24 protein-coding genes are annotated in these 22572 nt (G+C 60.0%); 21 read left to right on the top strand and 3 right to left on the bottom strand.

Annotated features, from left to right (window positions below; translation table 11 throughout):
* The first annotated feature begins 20 nt into the window (after positions 1-20).
* The 13 genes from U0988_RS04015 to U0988_RS04070 all read left to right on the top strand — a co-directional run bounded on the left by U0988_RS04015 (position 21) and on the right by U0988_RS04070 (position 10375).
* Positions 21-332, top strand: a complete 312-nt coding sequence (locus tag U0988_RS04015) for a DUF2282 domain-containing protein (RefSeq protein WP_416172362.1) — start codon at positions 21-23, stop codon at positions 330-332.
* 30 nt (positions 333-362) lie between these two features.
* Positions 363-1274, top strand: coding sequence for a DUF692 domain-containing protein (locus tag U0988_RS04020; RefSeq protein ID WP_322291353.1), 912 nt, complete (start codon positions 363-365; stop codon positions 1272-1274).
* Positions 1261-2004, top strand: a complete 744-nt coding sequence (locus tag U0988_RS04025) for a putative DNA-binding domain-containing protein (protein WP_322291354.1) — start codon at positions 1261-1263, stop codon at positions 2002-2004. The genes U0988_RS04020 and U0988_RS04025 overlap by 14 nt, the downstream gene beginning before the upstream one ends.
* Positions 2001-2450 carry a DoxX family protein gene (locus tag U0988_RS04030; RefSeq protein ID WP_322291355.1) on the top strand — a complete coding sequence of 150 codons (450 nt, stop codon included), beginning with the start codon at positions 2001-2003 and terminating at the stop codon, positions 2448-2450. The genes U0988_RS04025 and U0988_RS04030 overlap by 4 nt, the downstream gene beginning before the upstream one ends.
* Positions 2447-2971 (top strand): sigma-70 family RNA polymerase sigma factor, encoded by a 525-nt coding sequence (locus U0988_RS04035; protein WP_322291356.1) that lies wholly within the window; start codon positions 2447-2449, stop codon positions 2969-2971. Before U0988_RS04030 ends, U0988_RS04035 begins: the two co-directional genes overlap by 4 nt.
* Positions 2972-2976: 5 nt before the next feature.
* Positions 2977-3621: a DUF1109 domain-containing protein gene (locus U0988_RS04040; RefSeq protein WP_322291357.1), complete on the top strand. Its 645-nt coding sequence runs from the start codon at positions 2977-2979 to the stop codon at positions 3619-3621.
* A 69-nt stretch (positions 3622-3690) separates the two neighbouring features.
* Positions 3691-4617 (top strand): MBL fold metallo-hydrolase, encoded by a 927-nt coding sequence (locus tag U0988_RS04045; RefSeq protein ID WP_322291358.1) that lies wholly within the window; start codon positions 3691-3693, stop codon positions 4615-4617.
* Positions 4618-4621: 4 nt separating this feature from the next.
* Complete coding sequence (locus tag U0988_RS04050) at positions 4622-5965, top strand: FAD-dependent oxidoreductase (RefSeq protein ID WP_322291359.1); 1344 nt, start codon at positions 4622-4624, stop codon at positions 5963-5965.
* Complete coding sequence (locus U0988_RS04055; protein WP_322291360.1) at positions 5966-6592, top strand: sigma-70 family RNA polymerase sigma factor; 627 nt, start codon at positions 5966-5968, stop codon at positions 6590-6592. It abuts the gene before it with no gap.
* Complete coding sequence (locus U0988_RS13825; RefSeq protein ID WP_416172359.1) at positions 6586-6786, top strand: zf-HC2 domain-containing protein; 201 nt, start codon at positions 6586-6588, stop codon at positions 6784-6786. Before U0988_RS04055 ends, U0988_RS13825 begins: the two co-directional genes overlap by 7 nt.
* An 82-nt stretch (positions 6787-6868) precedes the next feature.
* A complete protein-coding gene (locus U0988_RS04060) occupies positions 6869-9100 on the top strand; it encodes an FAD-dependent oxidoreductase (protein WP_322291361.1) in 2232 nt (743 codons plus the stop codon).
* A gap of 29 nt (positions 9101-9129) precedes the next feature.
* Positions 9130-9405: a hypothetical protein gene (locus tag U0988_RS04065; protein ID WP_322291362.1), complete on the top strand. Its 276-nt coding sequence runs from the start codon at positions 9130-9132 to the stop codon at positions 9403-9405.
* Between the two features lies 1 nt (position 9406).
* Positions 9407-10375 (top strand): YeeE/YedE thiosulfate transporter family protein, encoded by a 969-nt coding sequence (locus U0988_RS04070; protein ID WP_322291363.1) that lies wholly within the window; start codon positions 9407-9409, stop codon positions 10373-10375.
* Between the two features lie 19 nt (positions 10376-10394).
* Here U0988_RS04070 and U0988_RS04075 read toward each other — a convergent pair whose 3' ends face one another.
* Both U0988_RS04075 and U0988_RS04080 read right to left on the bottom strand, forming a co-directional pair.
* A complete protein-coding gene (locus U0988_RS04075) occupies positions 10395-11177 on the bottom strand; it encodes a lipo-like protein (RefSeq protein WP_322291364.1) in 783 nt (260 codons plus the stop codon).
* Between the two features lie 18 nt (positions 11178-11195).
* Positions 11196-11651 (bottom strand): CBS domain-containing protein, encoded by a 456-nt coding sequence (locus U0988_RS04080; protein ID WP_322291365.1) that lies wholly within the window; start codon positions 11649-11651, stop codon positions 11196-11198.
* 248 nt (positions 11652-11899) lie between these two features.
* Between U0988_RS04080 and U0988_RS04085 the strand changes: the two genes are divergently transcribed.
* The 7 genes from U0988_RS04085 to U0988_RS04115 all read left to right on the top strand — a co-directional run bounded on the left by U0988_RS04085 (position 11900) and on the right by U0988_RS04115 (position 20987).
* Positions 11900-14935 (top strand): TonB-dependent receptor domain-containing protein, encoded by a 3036-nt coding sequence (locus U0988_RS04085; protein WP_322291366.1) that lies wholly within the window; start codon positions 11900-11902, stop codon positions 14933-14935.
* A 14-nt stretch (positions 14936-14949) separates the two neighbouring features.
* Positions 14950-16215, top strand: a complete 1266-nt coding sequence (locus U0988_RS04090; RefSeq protein WP_322291367.1) for a NupC/NupG family nucleoside CNT transporter — start codon at positions 14950-14952, stop codon at positions 16213-16215.
* Between the two features lie 6 nt (positions 16216-16221).
* Positions 16222-16824 (top strand): CDP-alcohol phosphatidyltransferase family protein, encoded by a 603-nt coding sequence (locus tag U0988_RS04095; RefSeq protein WP_322291368.1) that lies wholly within the window; start codon positions 16222-16224, stop codon positions 16822-16824.
* 64 nt (positions 16825-16888) lie between these two features.
* Complete coding sequence (locus U0988_RS04100; RefSeq protein WP_322291369.1) at positions 16889-17452, top strand: carboxymuconolactone decarboxylase family protein; 564 nt, start codon at positions 16889-16891, stop codon at positions 17450-17452.
* Positions 17453-17998: 546 nt separating this feature from the next.
* On the top strand, positions 17999-18205 hold the full coding sequence (locus U0988_RS04105; protein ID WP_322291370.1) for a hypothetical protein: 207 nt from the start codon (positions 17999-18001) through the stop codon (positions 18203-18205).
* A gap of 526 nt (positions 18206-18731) precedes the next feature.
* On the top strand, positions 18732-19394 hold the full coding sequence (locus U0988_RS04110) for a DUF6969 family protein (protein WP_322291371.1): 663 nt from the start codon (positions 18732-18734) through the stop codon (positions 19392-19394).
* Between the two features lie 147 nt (positions 19395-19541).
* A complete protein-coding gene (locus U0988_RS04115) occupies positions 19542-20987 on the top strand; it encodes an FMN-binding glutamate synthase family protein (RefSeq protein WP_322291372.1) in 1446 nt (481 codons plus the stop codon).
* A 202-nt stretch (positions 20988-21189) separates the two neighbouring features.
* Here U0988_RS04115 and U0988_RS04120 read toward each other — a convergent pair whose 3' ends face one another.
* Complete coding sequence (locus tag U0988_RS04120) at positions 21190-21900, bottom strand: aspartate/glutamate racemase family protein (RefSeq protein ID WP_322291373.1); 711 nt, start codon at positions 21898-21900, stop codon at positions 21190-21192.
* A 166-nt stretch (positions 21901-22066) separates the two neighbouring features.
* Here U0988_RS04120 and U0988_RS04125 point away from each other — a divergent pair, with 166 nt between their 5' ends.
* Positions 22067-22561, top strand: coding sequence for an Lrp/AsnC family transcriptional regulator (locus tag U0988_RS04125; protein ID WP_322291374.1), 495 nt, complete (start codon positions 22067-22069; stop codon positions 22559-22561).
* Positions 22562-22572 lie beyond the last annotated feature (11 nt).

Consider the following 22572-nt stretch of genomic DNA (forward strand, 5'->3'; position numbering starts at 1 on the left):
TGAGCAAGAATTACACCCGGATCGCCGCTTCGGTGTCGGCGCTCGCCGCCGCCGCATTGCTCGCGTCCTGCGGGTCTAATGCGGGTCAGAACCAGAACGCGGCGGATCCTGCAGCGGACACCGAAGTTGCCGCGATGGAGAAATGCTACGGCGTGGCGCTGGCCGGCAAGAACGATTGCGCGGCGGGGCCGGGCACCAGCTGTGCCGGTACTTCGACCGTAGATTACCAGGGTAACGCCTGGAAGAATGTCCCGGCCGGCGAATGCGAACCGATGGGCGGCACGCTCACTGCGCATTCCGGAAACCCGGCACCTGTCCCCCAGGGGGCTTAAGCCCTCGGGTCGCGGCGGCTACTGGCTGGCATGAACATCCTTTCCGAATTACCCCCCTCGGTGGGAATAGGGCTCAAGCCGCAACATTATGCGGAACTCCTTGACCCAGTGTCAGCCAGTACTCGCTCCTCGGATACGCGCCCTGCCGCCAAACCGGGCTGGGTGGAGGTTCACCCCCAGAACTACTTTTGCGACGGCGGACCGCCGCACCGCTGGCTCGGCGAGATCGCGCAGCATTATCCGCTGAGTTTCCATTCCGTCGGCTTGTCTCTCGGAACGGCATCGGGTGTGGATCGCGGCGAACTCGGCCGGCTTGCGGCGCTGTGCGATCGCTATGCTCCCGCTTCCGTGTCCGACCACCTGAGCTGGAGCGGTTCCGCCAGCAATCGCTATCCCGATCTGCTGCCTGTGTCCTATACCAATCTCGCGCTCGACCATTTTGTCACTCAAGTCTCTGTCGTCCAGGACAGGCTGGGCCGGAAAATGCTGATCGAAAATCCGTCGCGCTATCTCGCCTTTGCCGGTGACGAAATGGGCGAAGTGGATTTTCTCCATCTGCTTTGCGAGCGGGCCGGATGCGGGATCCTGTTCGATATCAACAATGTCGAGGTATCGGCGACCAATCTCGGATTTGATCCCTGGGCCTTTGTGGACAGCGTCGATCCCGCGCTGGTGGGCGAAATTCACCTCGCCGGGCATGCGCATGAAGACCATCCCGAGGGGGCCTTGCTGATCGACGACCACGGATCACCGGTGTCGCCACTGACCTGGGCGCTTTTCGAGCGATTTGTCGCCCGTTCGGGTCCGAAGCCCGTCCTGATCGAATGGGATACCGATGTTCCGGAATACCCAATTCTGATGGACGAGGTCCACAAGGCGCAATCGATCATGAACGCCGCGGCTGGCTGCGCCGACGCAGAGACATCCTATGCTGTCGCTTGAACAGATGCAGGCGTCGATGATGGAGGTGCTCGATCACGGCCCTGCCTATCTTCAACCGGATATGTTCGAGGGACCGCGCGCAATCTGGCTGCGCGGCCTGAAGGTTCATGCCAATACGATTTCGCACGCGCGTCTGGTGGCGCTCGAGGAAACATTTCCCAAGACCCGAGAATGTCTTGGTCATGCGGTTTTCAACGAATTGTCTCGCGATTACGTCGAGCATCCGGGTGTGCCCGGCTTGTCCCTCGACCAGATCGGCCACCAATTCGCCCAATTTCTTGCTTCGCGGGATATCGAAAAGCAAGTGCTCGATCTTGCCCGGTTCGAATGGGAGTGGCTCGAGAGTTATCACGCTGCGGAAGCAGCGGTGCTGAACCTTTCGGATCTGGCCGGCTTGTCCGACGCAAAGGTCCTCGCACTGCCTATTGCCTTGCACCCTTCGGTTCGGACGGTCCGTTTCGAAACCTCGCCGCATGAAATTCTGGCTGCAGAAATTCCGGGCCTGGCCGATGCTGCCGGGCTGCTGATTGTTCGCCCTTTCGAGCAGGTGCTGCTATCGTCCCTCAACTCGGCGCAACTGAAAGCGATCAGTCATGCGGGCGGGCCGATCACGATCGGTAACCTTTTGACGAAAGTTGGCGAACAGCACGACGATACCGAACTTCTGCCGACATTTATCTCGTTGGTCGAGGCCGGTGCATTGACGAGAGTTTCAGGGGATTTGGCATGATTGCATTTTACGACCGGGTGATTGGCTGGATTTCCGGGAAGATTCCGGAATCTTTGATGCTGCTGTTTGTCCGGATCACGCTGGCAGGGATTTTCTGGCGGTCGGGCCGGACCAAGATCGAGGAGGGCAGCTGGTTCACGATCAGCGACACCACCTATTATCTGTTCGGCGAGGAATACGCCAATGTGCCGCTGCCGACCGATTTCGCCGCGGTCATGGCGACCGTGTCGGAGCATGTCTTTCCGATCCTGCTGGTCCTAGGCCTGCTGACGCGTCTTTCGGCGACCGCGCTGCTGGGGATGACCATGGTCATCCAGATCTTTGTCTACCCGGACGCATGGTGGTCGGTACACTCGTTGTGGACTGCGCTTGCGCTGGTGTTGATAGTGCGCGGCAGCGGCCTGCTTTCTCTCGATGCGGCCTTGCTCGCAAAGACCCGCCAATGATTGCAGACGATGCCACGATGGCGCGGCTGATGGCGATGTCGCAGGGGGGAGACCGCCAGGCCTATGCGACGCTGCTGACCGAATGCGAGAAGTGGCTCAGACGCTTCTACGCGCGGCGGATCGTTCCTCACCAGATCGATGATCTGGTGCAGGATACGCTGCTCTCGCTGCACCGCAAGCTCGCCAGCTACGATCCAGAGCGGCCCTTTCTGCCGTGGCTCGCCGCTATCGCGCGGTATCGCTGGGTCGACCATCTGCGCAAAGTCTACAAGGCGGACGAGACCGGGTTCGACGACAGCTTTGCGGCGGACAGTGCCGAACCGGCGATTGTCGCCCGGATCAGCCTGGACCGGATGTTTTCTTATCTACCACCGGCCCAGGCCCGCGTCATCGAGCTGGTCAAGATCGAGGGGCTGTCCATCTCCGAAGCCTCCCACGCCTGCGGCCAGAGCGAGTCCTTGGTCAAAGTCAATATTCACCGCGGGCTGAAGAAGCTCGCGGCCATGATCGAGAAAGAGTAATTTCCATGCGTACCAATAATCATGATCTCATCGGAGAACTGGTAGACGATCTCCAGCCGCACCGACCATTGACGCTGCGGCGAGGGCTAGCGACCGCGTCCGGCAGCACTGTGCTGACCATCGGAGTTATGGCGCTGCTCGCGGGCGTCAGGCCCGACGTGGCGGCCGGGCATTTCAATCCAGTGTTCCTGCTCGCCACCGGCCTGTTCCTGATGCTCGGCGTAGCGGCAACTTTCGCGGTCATCAGCATGAGCCGACCGCAGGTGGGAAACACCCATGGCGGCTGGATCTGGGCGGCCGCCATGGCGGCGCTACTGCCCGCGTCGGCCGCTGTGTTGGGGTTTGCCGATCGGGGCAACGCCTTCTTCCAGTCCCAGCCGGCGCAGGGGATCAGTTGCCTGGTGAACGGCAGCCTGCTGGGCCTGATCGTGGGCGGAGCGCTGACCGTGTGGCTCCGCCGCGGCGCCCCGACCTCACCCGAGCAGGCCGGCCTCCTCACCGGCCTCGCCGCCGGAAGCATAGGCATCTTCGCCTATTCGCTGCACTGCCCCTATGACGATCTCTACCACATTGGGCTCTGGCACAGCCTCGCCGTCGTCGCCAGCGCTGTGGCCGGTCGAATCTTCGTCCCCAAACTGATCCAATGGTGACGGGGCCCCTGAACCCTGCCAACGTGCCGGTCGGGTGCGGGCCCCGCACGGATTTCTGATTGGCACACAATGACACATTTCAAGCGTCTTGCACTGGCCTCGGCTATGACGCTGGGGATGTTCGGCTGCGCCGCACCAGCCCAGTCCCAATGCGCCGGGACCGTGTCTCTCCAGATACTTGGCTCGGGCGGGCCGGTTGCGGAGGGACACCGCGCGGGAACGAGCGCAATAGTGTGGGTGGACGGTAAAGCGGCGCTGCTGGTCGATGCAGGAAGCGGCGCTTTTGTCCGATACGGCGAATCCGGTGCCAAATTCACCGACCATCAAGCCATCCTGATCACCCATTTTCATGCCGACCATGTCGCCGATCTGGATGCGATCCTGAACAGTGGCGGGTTTGCAAACCGGGCCGCGCCGCTGCCGATCGTCGGGCCGAGCGGCGATGATCTGTTCCCGGGCATCAAATCCCATCTGACCGCGCTGTTCGACGAACAAACGGGGGCATTCCGCTATCTTTCCGGCTATCTTGACGGCCGCTACGGCTTGCCGGTACTCGAGGTGACCGAGGTCGATGTGACCAACCCGGCTTTGCAGACTGTCTTCGAGGCCGAAGATTTGAAAGTCAGCGCCGTCGCGGTGCATCATGGGGACTTGCCGGCTTTGGCCTATCTGGTGGAGAGCGGAGGAAAATCGGTCATTTTTGCCGGAGACCAGAGCTTTCTGAGCCAGGAATTCGTTCAGGTCTTCCGGAATTTCAAACCCGATATACTGGTCATGCACAATGTCATTCCGGAAGGCGACGGCCAGCCGCGCGGGCTTCATCGCTGGCCCGGTTCCATCGGAGAGGCGGCCGCTGCAATCCAGCCGAAAAAGCTGGTCCTCGCACACAACATGGAACGCGCACTTGCGCGTCAGGAAGAAGGCGAAGAGGCGATCCGGCAGAGCTATCGGGGGCCTCTCGAAGTAGCTGACGACCTCGGTTGCTTCCCGCTGTAATCTGATGGCAGGGACCGTGCAACGCGTGGTGCTGGCGGGCGGCGGTCATGCCCATCTGGCGGTGCTTGACGATTGGGCCCGCGCGCCGCTGCCCGGGGTCGAGAAGTGGTTGGTGACGGCGGCTCCCTTTACGGCCTATTCCGGGATGATCCCCGGATGGATAGCCGGGCATTATCCGCCAGGGGCACACCGCATCGATTTACGGCCGCTGGCGAGACGCGCCGGGGCCACTCTGGTGATCGACAGCGTGGAGGCACTCGATGCAGACAAGCGCAGACTGACCCTCGCCTCCGGCAGGACGGTCGACTTCGATGTGCTGTCACTCGCTGTTGGGGGCGAAGTGGACACCGGGCCGCTGTCGCAGCTGGCCGGCCGCCTGTTGCCGGTGCGACCGATGGACGCGTTCGCCGAAAATTGGCCCGCGGTTCTGGAAAGTGCGTCCGGGCAGCAGAACTTCAGTCTGGTCGTCGTCGGCGGAGGGGCAGCCGGGATCGAACTCGCCTTTGCCGCAGAATACGCACTTCGGCAGATTTCGGCCAATGCCAAGGTGTCGCTGGTAGCAGGGGAGCCAGGAATTCTGGCGGGCCATTCCAGAGCGGTCATCGCCTATGTCCGCGAGGAACTGGCGAGACGGAATATTGAGATATTTCCAGCTGATGCAGTCGGAACTCGCGATTCCGTTGTACTCTCGACCGGAGAGGCAATATCCGCCGATTTCGTCATCGCGGCCACTGGCAGCACGCCGCCGTCATGGCTGGCAGGATCGGGGCTGGCGCTTGACGGCCAAGGCTTCGTCGAAATCGGCAGTGATCTCAAATCCCGTTCCCATCCCAATATTTTCGCGGCGGGAGACATCGTCACGCGGACGGATGTTCAGGTGGCACGGTCGGGCGTTCACGCCGTCCATGCCGGTCCGGCGCTTGCCGCAAACCTTCGAGCGACCTTCGACGGCGCCAGCCTTCGCCGCTATATTCCGCGGAAACGGACGCTGTATCTCCTCGCGACCGGAGACAGGCGCGCAATCCTGTCGTGGGGCGGGCTCGCCGCGAGGGGGCGGAGTATCTGGCTGCTGAAGGACTGGATCGATCGCCGGTTCGTGCGGCGTCACACGGTTCGGGCCAAGGAGTCGGCGGCAAAGCTGGGCCGGCGCATGATAACAAATCCGGTGAGAGGTAACGCACTGCGTGTTGCGCTGGTGGTCGGAACATGCCTGAATGTCATTAACCAGGGTGCCGACATTTGGCTCTTGGGCGAACTGGACTTGCCGCGCTTCCTGATGAATTATGCAGTGCCATACCTGGTTGCGAGTTACAGTGCGGCAAAGGCTCGCGGATTGATGGATTCTTGAATGGACCAGCTTGTTTCGGGCAGATTTGACGCCGGCGGGCCTGGCAGCACGTTCGATGAACCGTTCATAGAGCAGGTTCGCGCCGAAATGCTGCGGTTCGCCCGGCTACAGCTCGGCGATGACGCGGAGGTGGAGGATGCGGTGCAGGAAGCGCTGGCGGGTGCCCTAAGGAATGAGCGCAGTTTCCGCGCCGAGGCGGCATTCAAGACCTGGATCATTGCCATTCTGAAAAACAAGATCGCCGATATCTTGCGGCGTCGGCAAAGGCACAAGTCACTTGCAGCGCAGGGTCCGAATGACGATTTCGAGACAGGCGAATATTCCGCAGCTTTCGATTCCCGGGGAAAATGGCAGGAGATGTCCCGACCAAGGCCGTGGGGCAATCCGGAGGAATCGCTGCACAGCCAGCAATTTCTGGCGATTTTCGATTCCTGTCTCGGCTGCCTGCCTGCCCGGCAGGCCCGCGTCTTCATGATGCGGGAAATCATTGAGCTGGAACCTGCCGAAATCTCCGCCGAGACCGGGCTGTCCATGGCCAATATCTATGTCCTGCTTCACCGTGCACGGCTCGGCCTGCGTGCCTGTCTGGAAAGCAACTGGCTGGGGACGGGAGCGCAAACATGCTGAATTGCCATGATGCAACCTTTCTGCTGTCGCAGCGTCTTGAACGCGACCTCTCGGTTACAGAACGCGCAAACTTGCGGCTTCATGTAACCATCTGCCGGGGCTGCACGAACTTCGAACGACAGCTGCCGACACTCGGCAAGGCTGCTCGCGCATTCGCTTCGCACGATCCCGGCGCCGAAGACTCCAGTTCCTGATGGCACTTGATTGGCTTCCGGCAGGATCGCGAAGGGAGGTTCAAATCCGTAATCGAATGACGGTCTTTCCAGGAATTCTCGCATGAAGAAAATTGTCATCCTTATCCTTGCCGCCCTGGCAATTTTTGCTTTCGTCTATTTCGATTTGGGCGACACACTGACACTGGCAAACCTCAAGGCCCAGCAGCACGCGATCGATGCGCGCTACCAGGCAGAGCCGCTGACCATCATTGCGATCTTTTTCCTGGTCTATGTCGCCGCCACCGCGGCATCGTTCCCGGGTGCGGCAATACTGACTCTGGCGGCTGGGGCGATCTTCGGTGTCGTGCTCGGCACGGTGATCGTATCCTTTGCCTCGACAGTCGGCGCGACCCTGGCTTTTCTGGGCTCCCGCTTCCTGTTCAGGGACTGGGTGCAGGCCCGCTTTGGCAGCCGCCTGAAGGCTCTGAACGAAGGCGTGGAGCGCGATGGCGCATTCTATCTGTTCTCGCTGCGCCTGGTGCCGGTGTTCCCGTTCTTTCTGGTCAACCTTCTGATGGGGCTGACGCCGATCAAGACTCGCACTTATTTCTGGGTCAGCCAGGTCGGTATGCTGCTGGGGACGATTGTCTATGTTAACGCAGGTACGCAGATCGCCCGGATCAATGATCTGAGCGACATTGCCTCGCCCGGATTGCTGGCGTCCTTTGCCGCGCTGGCCCTGACCCCGTGGATCGGCAAGTGGATCATGGCCGCGATCAAGCGCCGCCGGGTCTATGCACGCTGGACCCGGCCCAAAAGCTATGACCGCAATCTGGTGGTAATCGGCGCCGGGGCGGCCGGGCTGGTATCATCCTATATTGCCGCAACGGTCAAAGCCAAAGTGACTTTGGTGGAAGCATCCAAGATGGGCGGGGACTGCCTCAATTACGGCTGTGTGCCGAGCAAGGCGCTGATCAAGAGCGCCAAGCTGGCCGACCAGATGCGCCGCGGCGATGTGTATGGACTGGCGGCAATCAATCCCGAATTCAGTTTCAAGCGGGTCATGCAGCGCGTTCACGACATCATCGCCGAGATCGAACCGCATGACAGCGTGGAGCGTTACACGAATCTGGGCGTGGATGTAGTGCAAGGCTACGCCACGATTATCGATCCCTGGACAGTCGAGATCAAGCGCAATGACGGCGAAATCCAGCGGTTGACGACCCGCTCGATCATCATTGCCGCGGGCGCAGCGCCCCATGTTCCGGATCTGCCGGGGCTGGAGGATGTGGGTTATGTCACCAGCGACACGCTGTGGGAAGAATTCGCGCATTTGGAGACCATTCCCGAGCGGCTGGTCGTGCTGGGCGGCGGACCGATCGGGTGCGAATTGTCGCAGGCGTTCGCCCGCCTTGGCGCGCAGGTCACACAGATCCAGCGCGGGCCGCGGATCATGCCGCGCGAGGACGACGATGTTTCGGCAATCGCGCTGGAGGCGCAGCAGGCATCGGGGATTACCGTTCTGACCGGTCACAATGCAGTCCGCTGCGAAGTGGTCGATGGCGAGAAGCGCCTGATCGTGGAGGCAGAAGGCCAGGAACACTCGGTACCTTTCGATGCGCTGCTAATCGCGGTGGGCCGATCGGCCCGGCTGACCGGATACGGACTGGAAGAACTGGGCATCCAGACCGATGCGACCGTGGTCACGGATGACGGGCTGGCCACGCTGTATCCCAACATCTTTGCCGCCGGCGACGTATCAGGGCCTTATCAATTCACCCATACGGCAGCCCATCAGGCGTGGTTTGCCAGCGTAAACGCGCTGTTCGGCCATTTGCGCAAGTTCAAGGTGGATTACCGGGTCATTCCACATGCTACATTCGTCGATCCCGAAATTGCCCGGGTGGGGATCAACGAACGCGAAGCCGAAGAACGCGACATTGCCTATGAACTGACCACCTATCCGATGCATGAACTCGACCGGGCGATCACCGAAAGCGCCACGAAAGGCTTTGTCAAAGTGCTGACGGTTCCGGGCAAGGACAAGATCCTGGGCGTGACCATCGTGGGCGAACATGCCGGTGAATTGCTGGCGGAATATGTGTTGGCGATGAAGCACGGGCTGGGCCTGAACAAGATATTGGGCACCATCCATACCTATCCGACAATGGCCGAAGCCAACAAATATGTGGCCGGCGAATGGAAACGGAACCACGCTCCGGAAAGGCTGTTGATCTGGGTTGGGCGCTATCACCGCTGGCGGCGCGGGAAAAGCAGCGCAGAATCTTCGACAATCCTGCCGCGATCCGCATCCGCAGGTAACCAGACGCCTCTCCCCAACGAACAAGGGTAAGATACCAGGTTTGACAGAGGAGAAGCCGCATGGCCAAGTCGTTTGGATCATCCGCAATGCCTAAGGATACTGCTTCGCTGCACGCAGCGCGGAACCGCGTCAGCTACGGTCGAATCACCGACAAGCCCAATATGGTTACAGCGCGGATGGCTGCTTTTGCGGTATCCGTGATGGTCGCAATTCCCGCCTTTGAATTTGCCCGGAATTCGATGGACAGCAGCATCGCCGCCTTGATGGCGGTCAGCCTGTTGCTTATCTCACTGCTCGGCATGATGCGCTGTCTGCTTGATCCCTGCTCCCCATAGCATGACGCAGCTTGCGGTCTGGATCACGCCGCTCGCCGGATTTCTGCTTGGCGCCGCGCTGGTCCGGGCCAACAGTTGCACGGTGGCCAGCACTCGGCGCCTGGTTATCGAACGACGTCCTGACTGGATGCTGGGGTTGCTGATTGCGATCAGCTGGGCGGGAATGGTTCTGCTTGGCATGGCGTTTCTGAGTCCGCAGGATCTGCGGTTTCCCGCCGATTTGCCAATCACGATGCCGATAGTGGGGGGTAGTGTCCTGCTGGGTGCCGGCGCCTTGCTGAACCGGGGATGCTTCCTTGGAAGTGTCTCGCAGCTGTGTCGCGGCAATCTGAATTATCTGCTGACCCTTGCGGGAATTGCGCTGGCGCTGGCTCTGTTCGTTGATCCCGTGGCAGACAGCGCCCCCGTTAGCGGGCGGTTCGCTGCCGATGCTATCGATACTGTGCGCCTCACCTGGTCGGGTTGCCTCACAGCGCTGCTGTTCGCTGTCCTGATCCTCTTCAGTCTGGCGAAACTGCGCAAACGCCGGACCACCCCGTTGGTGGCGCTCGTGACAGTCGGAATTTGCGGCGGCGTGATTTACGCGCTTAATCCCGATTGGAGTTACACTTCGGTGCTCGACCGGGCGGTCAACGGAAATTTGACCGCATCCAGCTTGCCGCTCGAAATTGGGGCAATCAGCATGTTCGCCGGCGCTATTCTCAGTTCGGCACTGGGCTCCGGCTTTTCGCTTGTCCTGCCCTCCATTCCGGCAAGCGCCACTTGTCTGGGCGGGGGCTTCCTGATGGCTTCGGGAGCCCGGTTGATACCCGGGGGCAATGACACGATGATGCTCTGGTCGATACCTGGTCTCACCAGCTACGGGATCGTCGCCTACGCCATCATGATCCTCACCATTGCAGCGGGTTTGTATCTTTTGCGATGGGGAGAATCCAAGCAGCGCTGGTTCCTTCGGGGACAGGATGCCTGATCCCACCCGCCCCGCGTGGTTAGACGCCCGCGTCTAAGGGCTGCAGGTCCGACGGATCCTGCCACGCCAGGCTACGGTGGTCGAAGCCGTTTTCAAGCGTTGGCTTCACAATTTCGAAGTAGGGCGAAACATCGAAATCACGCGGTGTGAACAGGCTGTGGTGCCGGATGTGCAGCAATTCCCGGATGCAGTCGCTGCAACCGAGTTCGTTCGACTGTTCAATAGTGATCCGCGGCAGGATCGGGTAGCGGATGGATTGGAAGGACTGCGCCACCAATGTCGAGCAGATCGCCTTGGTCGGCTCTCCGCTGCCGAAGGCGATCATCCGTCTTCGCCAGGATGTTGGCACTGGCGGGGTTGGGAATAGATATCGGGCCAGATCAACCACGTTCCGCAAGTCATAGCTGTCGCCGACATGGCTGACGGCATGGGCGACCACCGCAGCTATGTCTTCTGCGGAAAGTCCCACCGGGCGGCATATTCGGGAATGCAATCCCTCGAACTCCTCGATTCCGACGAGGCGAACGCCGTCCACCGCGTCGGCTTCGATGAGCACGGGATGCGGCAATCGACCGGCGGCCGATTGAACTTCGGTGCATAAGGCAGCGTGGGACCAGGTCGATTGGGTCAGATATTTTATTGCGGTGCTGATCCGCTGCTTTCCTTCGACCAGCAACACATCACCCGGTCTGATCGAGCGAGCGAGAAGCGCCGGATCGGTGGGGGCATTGACATAGGGCGCGCGCGACGGGCCGGTCAGGAAGCCGGCCAGCAAACGACCGACCGAGAGCAGCAGGCCCATGCGCGCGCCTACCCGGTTCTACAACGAGGCGGGCAGCAGATGGGAACGCGCCATATCCCGCAGTACATTGGCTTCGAGCCGGGCTTCCTGCAATTGCGCTGCCACCAGATCCCCGATGGAAACGACCCCCTGGATCGAACTGTCGGAACCCGTCACCACGGTGTGACGGCACCGGTCACGGGTCATCTGGCTCATGACCGATCTGATGTCATCGTCCGGATCACAGACCGGGGCCGGTTTGCGCATCATCCCGGTCACACAGTGAGTCATGCTGGAGGAACCGAAGGTCGTCAGTCCTGCCAATATCTCCGGCTGGGAAACCAGCCCGAGAAGCGCGCCGCTATCGGCATGGACCACCACTATCGAGCCGATCTGCGCTTCGTGCATTTTCGCCAAAGCCTTCCCAAAATTCTGGTCATGACCGATAGAGCGTGTGGAGGTTCCCTTGGCGGCAAGAATCTGTGAAATCTTCATGTCTGACCTTTCAAGCTTCTGTTCTCTCCCCAGGATGCAATTCGCGCAACGCACCCGGCGGGTTACAAATGCGGTGAAGCTCAGGCCATTCAGGCGGCTGCTTTGACACTCGTCCCGGTATTTATGAAAAGTGCGAAATTTTTTTTGCCAATTTGTAAGATTGAGCGCCATGCCGCGACGAACTGTCATCAATCCATAAGCCGGGCGGCACTTCGCCCCGTCTCGTCTGTGTTACCGGAGATCTCGATTTGCCTATTCTGCACCGCGCCGCGCTTGGCTGCGCCCTGGTCGTTACTGCTGCCACCGTCACGACACCAGCCTTTGCCCAGCAGGCAGGCTTGCAGATTGCGGTTGTCGACGCGGAGACCGGCCTTGCGGTGGCGGACGCTGAAATCGTGATCGAAAACAAGGCCATCGGGCTGCGGCGCGTTGAAACCAGCAATGATCAAGGCATGGTCCGTGTGGAATCGCTGACGACCGGCGGGGCCTATACCGTTTCGGCACCGGGCTCGGACCAATACGAAGCTTCGGAGGCCCAGCCGGTAACGCTGCGGTCCAATTTCGCCAGCAGTGTAACCCTGCGCCTGCAACCTGTCGGGACGGCCGCGATCGTCGTCACGGGCAGCCGGGCGGTTACCGCGATAAATACTGTGAATGCCGAAATATCGGCATCGCTGTCGGATAAGGAACTGCAGGCTTTGCCGATCGAGGGCAGGGACGTGGTTGGCGCGCTTGTGCGATTGCCCAATGTTGTCGCGTCTACCGGCTTCTTCCCCGAAGCGCCGGGCATTTCCATCAACGGTTCGAACGGTCTGGACACGAATTATCTCGTCGACGGACTCGACAATAACGAGAATTTTCTCGGCGGAATGAAATTTCCGGTGCCCCTGGGCTTCACCCGGGAAGTTACCGTCCTCGCCAACAGCTATTCGGTCGCTTACGGCCGGACACCCAACGGGATCGTCAATTTCACCAGCCCATCGGGCACCAACGACTATCACGGCGAAGTTTATACGCTGGTCCGCCCGGGCCGCCCACTCGATGCACGCTCTGCCTTCGCGCGGCGTGATCTCAGCGGAAATCCGGTCGGGGAAAGTTTCGAACGCTATCAGGCCGGGGCGAGCATCGGCGGTCCGATCGCCCGCGACAAGACATTCTTCTATGCCAATTTCGAATACACGCGCGACCATAACGAACAGATCGTCGATGCCCCTGCGCTGGGCACAGTCGCCAATGTCACCGGCAACAATGAATTCTATCTCGGGTCGGTCAGGCTGGATCACCGGCTGAACGATGATTGGGCCATCGGACTGCGCGCCAACATCGGCCGGGTCACGATTGACCGCCCTGGCGGCGCATTGGGCGGCGGCAATGTCACCTTCCCCAGCGCAGGGTCGGATCAGGACCGGTTCTCAACAGTGATCGCCGCCAACGCCAGCTATTCGGGGGATGAATGGAGCTATGACGGCGCGGTGCAGTTCAGCCGCTTCCGCTGGGATTACGGCCAGCCCAAGGGCCCAGCGGGGCCGCAGGTCGCGATCCAGGATCAGAGCGGCCTGACGGTCGGTGTCGTCGGCCATCCGGGCTTCGTGTTCAACGATCTGGAGGAAACCTGGCAGACCACCCACCGGCTCCAGCGGACCCTCGGCAATCACAAGTTGAGCTTTGGCACCGATGTGATGCATTCCGATTTCGCGCTACTTGGCGGCGGCAATCCCGATGGCAATTTCACCGTGCAGCTGACCCCGGAACAACTGGCATCGCTGGCGGGCAAGGGTCTGGAGCTGTCGGCGGGCGATGTGTTGTCGCTCAATCCGGCAGTGATCAATTATTCCGTCGAATTGCGGCCGCAGAGTTTCGGCACCGGACAGACGCAGCTCGCCTTCTACGTGGAGGACGAATGGAATATTTCCCCGCAGCTTTCCGCCACCCTCGGTGTCCGGTGGGATTATGACAGCCTGACCGGCAAGGGCGCGGCTGGCAGTGACACGGATAATTTCGCGCCGCGCCTGGCGGTGAATTATCGCCCTGATGCGCGTTCGTCCGTTCGCTTCGGCGCGGGTCTTTTCTACGGCAAGCTCAGCTACGCCGTGATTTCGGATGCGCTCCAGCGCAATACGACCTCCGCGCCGTTCCTTGCGCAGCTGGGGCAATTGCAGGACCTCGCAATCATCGCGCCGGACATCAATCTGGCCGACGTAACTTTCGACGGCAATCTGACGGTTTCTCCGGCCTGCGCGACCGTGGATGCCTGTCCTTCGCCGGCAGAGGTGCAGGCGTTGAGAGATACCGCGACCATCAACGAGGCACGCATCCTTAATCCGGATGGCTATCAAAGCCCGTATAGTTTGCAGCTGAGCGGCGGCTATCAATATCAGGCAACCGACACCATCAGCCTCAGCGCGGATATCATCTATAGCCGGTCGCATAATCTGGTCCGGCTGCGCGATCTCAATGCGCCCGCACCCTTCACGCCGAATATGGCCAATCTGACGGACGCGAATATTGCGCTGCTGCGCGCACAGCCGGACAATGCAACCCGGTTCGCCTTGGCGCAGTCGCTGGGGCTGGTGCGTTCGCAAGCAGACGCAGACGCTACCCGGCCGGTTGCGCTGGTGCCCGGCGGCGCACGCCAGATCACCGTTTCCGAAACAGGCGGCACTGCCACCTACCGCGCGCTCAATCTGCAGGCAAACAAGGCGCGGGGGGATGATTTCTACGCTTTGCGCCTGTCCTACACGCTGGCAAAACTGACCAACAACACCGATGACATCAACTTCAGGGCATCCAATGCCAATGATTTCAGTGCCGACAACGGCCCTTCGGCCAATGACCGCCGCCATGTCATTTCCGCAGTCGGGTTCCTGTACCCGGTTGACGGACTGACGCTCACGGTCGCGGGATTGTTCCAGTCGGGGCAACCGATCAATCTGGTTCCCGATGCACGCATTTTCGGAACCCAGGACCTGAATGGAGACGGGGCTTCCTTTGGCGAGAATTTCGTCGGCAATTCGGATCGCTATCCCGGAGCCACGCGCAATTCGGCGCGCCTGCCCTGGTCCGCCTCGGTGGATCTGGGGGTCCGCTATGCCATACCGGCGCTGGCTGGGCGGCTGGAACTGAGTGCGGATGTGTTCAACCTGTTCAACGCCAATAACGAATCCGGCTTTGCCAATGCGGCAACAACGTCCAATCAGGTGCAATTCGGCGGCGGCGCTCCGTTTGTTCAGCGCAATGCGGGACCGCCGCGCCAGTTCCAGTTCGGCGCGGCGTGGAAATTCTAGGGGGCACGGCAAGTATGGCGATTTTGCAGCAGGGCCAGGGACTGATCGGCATCGGCTTCCTGCTGATGCTGGCCTGGGCCGTGTCGGAAGACCGCAAGACACGCCCCGGCTGGCGCTGGATCGCCGGGGCCGTGCTGCTGCAGATCATACTGGCCGTGGCGGTCACCCGGATTCCGGTCATCTGGACCATCGTCGGTTTTGCCAATCAGGGTGTCACCGCGATCGAAAAGGCCACGCTGGTCGGGTCGAGTTACATGTTCGGCTATACCGGCGGTGCGCCCATTCCCTTCGTCCTGAAGCCCGGGGCCAGCCCCCCACTGGTCATCGCATTCCAGATATTGCCGCTGATCATTACCTTTTCGGCACTGTCGGCCCTGCTGTGGCATTGGGGCATATTGCGGGCGATGGTGCGCGGCCTTTCGTGGGCCTTGCGCCGGACACTCGGGGTCAGCGGCGTGGTCGGTCTGGGCGGCGGCGCGACGATGTTCCTCGGCGTGGTGGAATCGCCGCTGGTGATGCGCGCGTGGTTCGACCGGATGAGCCGGTCCGAATTGTTCACGGTCATGGTGCTGATCATGTCGACCATTTCCGGCGCGATCCTGATCCTATACGCCACCACCCTGTCCAAAACGGTGCCCAATGCAGTGGGGCACATGATCGTGGCATCGCTGATTTCCCTGCCGGCGGCGGTGCTGATCGCGCGGCTGATGGTGCCGGGTGACGGTTCTGTCAGCGCCGAGGATGCGGAGCCTGAACTGTCGTACGAAAGCAGCATGGACGCAGTGATCCGCGGCACGATGGAGGGCGTCCAGCTGGTGCTGGCGGTCATCGGTGTGATCATCGTGGTCTTCGCCCTGGTCAGTCTGGTCGATCAGATGCTGCTGTGGTTGCCGCTCGTCGATGGGCAGCCGCTGACCCTCAAGCGGGGTTTCGGCTGGATCTTCGCTCCACTGATGTGGGCGATCGGAGTCCCGTGGGATCAGGCCCCGGCTGCCGGGGCGCTGATGGGGACCAAGGCCATTTTCAACGAATATGTCGCCTATCTCGATCTGGCTGCCATCCCCGCTGGAACACTTGATACCCGCAGCACGCTGATCATGACCTATGCACTGTGCGGCGTCGCCAATCTGGCCAGTGTCGGCCTGCTGGTTTCCACCATCGCCACCCTGGCCCCTGCACGGCGGTCCGAAGTGTCCGCCCTTGGCATGAAAAGCTGGGTTGCGGGCAATATGACATCGGCGATGACCGCCGCAGTCATCGGCCTTGTGACACAGGTTTGATAGCAGATGTTCGACGCGAAGCTCCGCCCGCTGATCGATCCGCCACTCAATGCGCTCGGGCGTCGGATTGCGGCATTGGGGATTAGTGCCAACAGCGTCACCCTGGCCGGAATGTTGGTGGGGCTAGGGGCCGGGGCAGTGATCTCGCAAGGCCACTTTGTTGCCGGACTGGCGCTCATCCTGGTTAGCCGGATGCTGGACGGGCTGGATGGCGCTGTCGCCCGCGCGACAAAGATCACCGATTTCGGCGGCTATCTCGATATCGTTGCCGATTTCGCCTTCTACATCGCCGTGCCCATCGGTTTCGCCTTCGCATCGGCCGAAAATATGCCTTTTGCTTTGTTGTTGGTTGCCAGCTTCACCCTGACCGGGATCAGCTTTCTGAGTTTTGCCGTGCTGGCAGCCAAGCGCGGCCTGGAAACCAGCGATCATGGCCAGAAGAGCTTCTTCTACAACACCGGCCTGGCCGAGGGGGCAGAGACTATCCTGGCCTTCATTCTGATGTGCCTCCTTCCCGGACACTTCGCACTGATCGCCTCGGTCTATGCGGTCCTGTGTCTGCTGACGGTGTTTCAGCGCAGCATCGCAGCCTATCTGACCTTCAAATAATTGTTTGCCCCAAGACAGGACCCCCAAGATGTCGATATTCCCTTCCTTGCCAACCGATCATCAATTGGACAGCGTTTTCAAACTCTTCCCCGCCACGGTTGGCCCATTATTGGAATATCATGACCGGGTGCTGCGCGATCCGTCGCCCCTGACTGTGGCCGAGCGCGAACTGATCGCGGCCTATGTCTCCGGCCTCAATGCCTGCACCTATTGCCATGGTTCGCACGTGCTGGCTGCAACTGCATTCGGGATCGATGAAAACTGGTTCGAAGGCCTGATCAACGATCTGGAAAGCTGCGCGGTGGATGCAAAGCTCAAGCCCTTGCTGGCCTATGTGCGCAAACTCACGCTGACCCCGAGCATGATCGTGGAAGCCGATGCTGCTGCGGTTTATGCCGCCGGTTGGGAGGAACAGGCCCTGTTCGATGCAATCAGCGTGTGCGGATTGTTCAATCTGATGAACCGGATCGTCGATGGGACGGGGACACGTATCGATCCGCTGGTAATGCCTGAAGAAGACAAGACCGCGCGAAGGGCGCGGATGGTCGAAGGCGTCGATCCCGGCGATCCCTACCGGGCGGAGAGGAGTTATTCCAAGCTCGCCGCTATCTGGGGAATTGCGCCTTAGGCAGCGGGGCAGAGTGCGCGATGGAAATCGTGAAACACCGCCATTTTTTCATTATGTAACCTAACCGCACTTTTTTCCGAATGACATTCAGGTCCGATGTCCTCCCCATCGGTACCTGCCGCGTCGATCCGGAAAGGTCGACGCGGCCAACCGGGCAGGACGGGCTATTTTTGATGGATTTTATGTCCTTCGCCGAAAATAAAGCGCACCGCGATGTGTAACCTTGCGCGTGCGCCTGCCGAATGTCCGGTTCTAAGGGGACCGTATTCTTGTCAGACCGACATACCACACCAGCAAGACGGGGGCGGAAGAATCCTTCGGCAGTTGCTGGCTTATCCGCATCAAATTCCATTCCGCCGGCTTTTCCTGCCGACTGAACCTTTCCGGCTTATGGACGCAGCCGGGAAGGCGATCGTGCGTCTGAACCTATCACCCCAAAGGGAGAATTATTTATGAAGAAACGTAACCTGGCATCGATGCTTATGGTCGCTGGTGGATTGTCACTGGCAACAGCCGCGTGCTCGAGCCCCGCAGAAGCGCCGGTTGATGAAACGACCGAAGTGGCCAGCGTGGATGCTGACGCAACCAGCGTTGCTCCATGCGGTGCTGCCAATTGTGCAGCGGCTGGCTGTGAAGCCAAGCCATGTGCTGCTGCACCTTGTGCAGCTGCTGGTTGTGAAGCCAAGCCATGTGCTGCTGCAGGATGCGCAGCGAAGAAGTAATTCACTGGCGAGTGGCAACAATTGCGACTGAACCCTGCAGCTCAACTGGCAGGGTTTGTTTCAAGGGTGCCGCTTCTTGATGAATCCAGGGGAAAATGAAATGAAAAGATCCAGACTTGCATCGATGTTCGTGGTCGCTGGCGGCCTCGCGACGGCTTTGCCCGGAGTCGCAATCGCCCAATGTGCGGCGAGCCATTCCAAGCACCATTCCGCTTGTACGGCAAAGACCTGCGGCGGCAAACATTGCGCTGCAGCAAACTGCGCAGCCAATGCCTGCGCAACCAAGCCATGCGCAGCGTCCGCTTGCGCGGCTGCGCCTTGCGCCGCTGCACCCTGCAACGCCAAGGGATGTGCCGCTTCATCGTGTGCCGCATCTTCGTGCAGCGCGAAGGCTTGTGCCCCGGCTGCCTGCGAAGCGGCGCCTTGTTCGGCAAAGCCCTGTGCGCCCAAGGCATAGACAATCTGCCTAGGCTCCGCTTATGGTCGGCGGCGGTCCAGCGCCGTCGCCGACCACCAGTACGCCTTCGGGCGGCTTCGATCATAAAGCGGAAACCGGTATGTCCATGGAGCCTCTCGACGCAGCTCATGTCGTGATCGACGCGATCACCGAAATGGCGCGCGAGGGCCGTCCGCTGATGACCCGCATTCTCCCGCCCAGCGATATTCACTGGTGGGAGCATTATCCGGACGACGATGCCCGCGACGCGCGGACCCGTTCGCGCTGGTACTACCACGTTCACGCTCCCGGTGACCGCGACCCTGCAGAGCATGGTCACTTTCATCTGTTCCTGCACCGCACACAGATGGACGACGGGAGCTTGCCCGTAGCCGCCCCTGCGGAAGGTGAAGAGGCGCTCGCTTTCGTGACGCATATCGCGGGGTTGGCGATCGACCATCACGGCATACCGGTCAATTGGTTCGCGACCAATCGCTGGGTGACGAACGAGTTCATGTATCCGGCGCCCGTCATGATCGACCATCTGGACAGGTATGATGTGGACCAGACCGAAGAGGACAAGACCGTCAACCGGTTCCTGACCGCCATGGTTGCCCTCTACCGCCAAGAGATCGGCGATATGCTGCTGGAACGCGACAGGCGGATAGCCGGGTTGACGTCCGCAGGCGCTGACCCGGAAGACATATTCGAAGTCGGCAATGACGTCCTGGCAATTTGCCCAATCGACCTCGATGCGAAGATCGAAGAGCTGGGCATCGAATAGCATCACATAATATTTCGCCACGATCTTCCGAAAGCAGATTGGCGCTCCAGCAATTTTCAAAATGCTTCGGCAAAGGGCATCCAACCGATGAACAGAATTGATTTACTATCAAACATATTCATCTTTGCGGTTGGAACCATATTCCTGTTGATCGCAATTTTGTTTGTGCTGGACGTGATCCAGACGAAGGATGCAGTCCGGCGGAATTTTCCGGTGATTGGGCGATTTCGTTCCTTGTTCACCACGCTCGGGGAGTTTTTCCGCCAATATTTCTTTGCCATGGACCGCGAGGAAATGCCCTTCAATCGCGCCGAGCGCGAATGGGTGAACCGGGCGACCCACGAACATGACAACACAATCGCATTCGGTTCGACCAAGTGCCTGACCCCAGTCGGCACCGCGATTTTCGTGAACTGCGCCTTTCCCACGCTGGATGAAGATGCGGTCGAGATGCAGCCGCTCGAAATCGGGCCCTTTTGCCGCACGCCCTTTCAAGCCGCTTCTTTTTTCAACATCTCCGGGATGAGTTTTGGCGCGCTGTCCTCCCCGGCGGTGCTGGCGCTGTCCAGGGGAGCGAAAATGGCAGGATGCTGGATGAATACCGGGGAAGGGGGATTATCGCCCTACCATCTCCTGGGCGGGGCCGACATTGTCATGCAAATCGGCACCGCCAAATATGGTGTGCGGGACCAGCAAGGCGCCTTGAGCGATGAAAAGCTGAGGCAGATCGCTGCGCATGAGCAGGTCCGGATGTTTGAAATCAAACTGAGCCAAGGGGCCAAGCCGGGCAAAGGCGGTATCCTGCCGGCGGTCAAGGTCACTGCCGAGATCGCTGCCATTCGCGGCATCCCGCAGGGCGAAGATTCAATTTCCCCCAACCGCCATCCTGAAATCGGCAGTGTCGGCGATCTACTGGACATGATCGCCCGCGTTCGCGAGGTGACGGGGAAGCCCACGGGCATCAAGGCAGTGATCGGTGCATACGGCTGGATCGAGGAACTATGCGCAGAAATCTGCCTCCGCGGAACAGAAAGCGCCCCGGACTTTTTCACCATCGATAGCGGCGATGGCGGCACCGGGGCGGCCCCGATGGCGCTGATGGACAATGTCGGCCTGACGATCCGCGAATCGTTGCCGCTGGTATCGGATATCCTGCACAAATATGGCCTGCGGGAAAGGGTGCGGATTGTCGCATCCGGCAAGCTGATCACTCCGTCCGAAGTTGCCTGGGCAATTGCGACCGGTGCCGATTTTGTTGTTTCGGCGCGCGGTTTCATGTTCTCGCTCGGCTGTATTCAGGCGCTGAAATGCAACAAGAATACCTGCCCGACCGGCATCACCACGCACAACACCCGCCTGCAGAGGGGCCTCGATCCGGAAGAAAAATCGGTAAAGGTCGCGAATTACTGCATGAACATGGTCCACGAAGTGCAGATCATATCGCATAGCTGCGGTGTCAGTCGGCCGCGCCTGATGGGGCGGAAACACGTGCGGATTGTCCAGTCGGACGGGAAATCGGTGCCGATGGACATATTATATCCCCGGCCGGAGGTCATTGCATCCCCGCGCGCCCTCGAATTACCGGCATACTGACGGGATGATTTGCGCAGGTCGCCATCGGCACTGCAATGGCCGTCAGCCGAATTGTATCGTCGGCAGAAATGCAGATCGCAGTGTCGGGTGGGACCGGGTTCCATGCGGACTGATCTTCATCGAATGGTTCGGAGGCAAGCACGGTGCCGCCATCTACCGCGCGATAATCCAGCGTGGGCGGGTGTTCCAAATTCAGACTTGGTCAGTTTACGGCGGCTAGAACAGGCGGCGAAGCGAACTCGACAGCGCGGACTGCATGCAAGACCGTGCTGTCGAAGCAAGGCAGCGACTGTGTGTCCGGATCGAGCAGCAAGCCGATTTCGGTGCAGCCGAAAATGACACTGTCTGCACCGCTATCCGCAAATTTGCCGATGATTTCAGCCATTTTGCGCCGGGAAGAATGCTCGATCCTGCCCTGGCACAATTCGCTGAAGATTATCGAATGGATGTGATCCCGATCGGCCTTCCCGGGGATCTGAACGTTGACTCCGCTCAGGGCCATCCGATCGGCGTAGAATCCATGTTCCATTGTATAGCGCGTGGCCAGCAACAACGGCCGATGAAACCCCATGGCAACCAAGGCATCGGCGGTCACGTCGATGATATTGATCAAGGGCACGGTCAGCCGTTCGCTCACCTCATTAGCCACCAGATGCATGGTGTTGGTGCAGATCAACACGCAGTCAGCGCCGGCAGCTTCCAGTGCCAATCCCGCAAGCGCCAGTTCCTCGGCTGCCGCATCCCAGTCACCCGCCGTCTGCAAAGCCACGATATCTTCGAAATTGAGCGAGCGGATAATCATGTCTGCCGAGGCGAGGCCGCCGGATCGCTGCCGGACCAGGCGGTTGATTTCCTGATAATATATGGCTGTACTTTCCCAACTCATGCCGCCGATCAGTCCGATTGTCTTCATTGTAAATCCTGTTTGGAATGTGGGCCCAGCGCCAGTCACGTAGGATTTCAAGTATAGCCCAATTTTGACGTGAATTGTGCGCAATTATCTACACTATGTCGCATTACATTGCTATATTATTGCAGCATTCATCTATATCATGCAATTTTGAGGCAAGGGAAAACTGGTGCTCGACAAGCGCAATCTCACCATTCTGGGAATTCTGCAGGCCAACGCCGACGCGTCTGCGGGGGAGATTGCCGAGCAGGTGAATCTGTCCGTTTCGTCCTGTTCCCGGCGCATCGCGCAGCTGCAGGCGGATGGTTATATCAAGCGCAGCGTGGCAATCCTCGATCGAAAGTTGATCGGGGTGCCGATGACGGTGTTCGTCCTGGTCAAGGCGGGAAGACACGCGGAGGACTGGATCGAGAAATTCAGGAACCTGATCGCCGAAATCCCTGAAGTTCAGGAGGCGCACCGTCTTGCTGGATCATTCGATTACATCATGAAGCTCGCGCTCCCAGGTATCGAGGCATATGACAGCGTTTATAAGCGCATCGTTCGCTGTATCGAACCGCTCGAGATTTCCGGACATATTTCGATGGAGCCGCTGAAGGACAGCACCAGCCTGCCCCTATGTTATTCGGGAGCGGAAAGCGCGCGAGCAGGCGGCAGTAGCTGATGTTTAGGCAA

Source organism: Allopontixanthobacter sp. (genome assembly GCF_034376665.1).
Lineage (GTDB): Bacteria > Pseudomonadota > Alphaproteobacteria > Sphingomonadales > Sphingomonadaceae > Allopontixanthobacter.

Excerpts from the sequence above, each read along its gene's own strand:
- U0988_RS04105 (WP_322291370.1), top strand. The coding sequence starts at position 17,999 with ATGAAACGACCGAAGTGGCCAGCGTGGATGCTGACGCAACCAGCGTTG.
- U0988_RS04050 (WP_322291359.1), top strand. The coding sequence starts at position 4,622 with ATGGCAGGGACCGTGCAACGCGTGGTGCTGGCGGGCGGCGGTCATGCC.
- U0988_RS04035 (WP_322291356.1), top strand. The coding sequence starts at position 2,447 with ATGATTGCAGACGATGCCACGATGGCGCGGCTGATGGCGATGTCGCAG.
- U0988_RS04090 (WP_322291367.1), top strand. The coding sequence starts at position 14,950 with ATGGCGATTTTGCAGCAGGGCCAGGGACTGATCGGCATCGGCTTCCTG.
- U0988_RS04045 (WP_322291358.1), top strand. The coding sequence starts at position 3,691 with ATGACACATTTCAAGCGTCTTGCACTGGCCTCGGCTATGACGCTGGGG.
- U0988_RS04040 (WP_322291357.1), top strand. The coding sequence starts at position 2,977 with ATGCGTACCAATAATCATGATCTCATCGGAGAACTGGTAGACGATCTC.
- U0988_RS04030 (WP_322291355.1), top strand. The coding sequence starts at position 2,001 with ATGATTGCATTTTACGACCGGGTGATTGGCTGGATTTCCGGGAAGATT.
- U0988_RS04025 (WP_322291354.1), top strand. The coding sequence starts at position 1,261 with ATGCTGTCGCTTGAACAGATGCAGGCGTCGATGATGGAGGTGCTCGAT.
- U0988_RS04095 (WP_322291368.1), top strand. The coding sequence starts at position 16,222 with ATGTTCGACGCGAAGCTCCGCCCGCTGATCGATCCGCCACTCAATGCG.
- U0988_RS04070 (WP_322291363.1), top strand. The coding sequence starts at position 9,407 with ATGACGCAGCTTGCGGTCTGGATCACGCCGCTCGCCGGATTTCTGCTT.
- U0988_RS13825 (WP_416172359.1), top strand. The coding sequence starts at position 6,586 with ATGCTGAATTGCCATGATGCAACCTTTCTGCTGTCGCAGCGTCTTGAA.
- U0988_RS04060 (WP_322291361.1), top strand. The coding sequence starts at position 6,869 with ATGAAGAAAATTGTCATCCTTATCCTTGCCGCCCTGGCAATTTTTGCT.
- U0988_RS04075 (WP_322291364.1), bottom strand. The coding sequence starts at position 11,177 with ATGGGCCTGCTGCTCTCGGTCGGTCGTTTGCTGGCCGGCTTCCTGACC.
- U0988_RS04065 (WP_322291362.1), top strand. The coding sequence starts at position 9,130 with ATGGCCAAGTCGTTTGGATCATCCGCAATGCCTAAGGATACTGCTTCG.
- U0988_RS04120 (WP_322291373.1), bottom strand. The coding sequence starts at position 21,900 with ATGAAGACAATCGGACTGATCGGCGGCATGAGTTGGGAAAGTACAGCC.
- U0988_RS04080 (WP_322291365.1), bottom strand. The coding sequence starts at position 11,651 with ATGAAGATTTCACAGATTCTTGCCGCCAAGGGAACCTCCACACGCTCT.
- U0988_RS04020 (WP_322291353.1), top strand. The coding sequence starts at position 363 with ATGAACATCCTTTCCGAATTACCCCCCTCGGTGGGAATAGGGCTCAAG.
- U0988_RS04110 (WP_322291371.1), top strand. The coding sequence starts at position 18,732 with ATGTCCATGGAGCCTCTCGACGCAGCTCATGTCGTGATCGACGCGATC.
- U0988_RS04055 (WP_322291360.1), top strand. The coding sequence starts at position 5,966 with ATGGACCAGCTTGTTTCGGGCAGATTTGACGCCGGCGGGCCTGGCAGC.